Origin of the sequence: Aquabacterium parvum, assembly GCF_001447195.1 — a bacterium.
In the GTDB taxonomy this organism is placed as follows: domain Bacteria; phylum Pseudomonadota; class Gammaproteobacteria; order Burkholderiales; family Burkholderiaceae_C; genus Aquabacterium; species Aquabacterium parvum.
Genome location: NZ_LFRI01000106.1, coordinates 1 through 588 on the forward strand (window position 1 = coordinate 1; position 588 = coordinate 588).

Here is a 588-nt window from a genome sequence, read left to right on the forward strand (position 1 = left end):
TACGTCGCACACTTGAGCAGAATGGCCAGCTCATTGCGCGCCAGTGTCAGCGCCCGCACGCACTTGCCGCCAAGCTGCTCCAGCCCAGCGAACACATGCTCGCCCCGGGCTCGGATGCGGTTGATCGCCTTGTTGCGCCCGTCCAGCCGGGCTCGCCTGTCTTGTCCCGGCTTGGCGCGCCGCGCAATGCCGTCGCGCAACTTGCTGGTGTGCAGCAACTCGCGATTGGCCTGCGCGTCGTAGCCTCGGTCGGCCAGCACCCGCGCGCCCGTGTTGCCGCAGTCCAGCACATCCTTCAATGTCTGCCCGTCGTCCACATTGGCCGCAGTGATCTTGGCCTGGCGAATTAGCTTGTAGCGCGCATCGGCGTTGGCATGTACCTTGTAGCCGTAGAAGCTCTTGCCGTGCTTCTTGGTCCAGCGCGCGTCGCCGTCGGTGTGCCGCATTCGCTTGGCACTCCAGCCCTCAGGCTTGCGGCCTTCGTTGAGCGCTTCGCGCTCGTCCTTGTTCGTCTGGGTGACGGGGGCCTGCACGATGCTGGCATCCACGATCTGTCCGCCGCGGGGGATGTAGCCGTGCTGCTGCAAC

1 protein-coding gene is annotated in these 588 nt (G+C 65.6%); it reads right to left on the bottom strand.

The features are described from left to right. Window positions 1–588: transposase (locus ABG80_RS04310; RefSeq protein WP_152987454.1), on the bottom strand; the 588-nt coding region annotated here is incomplete at both ends.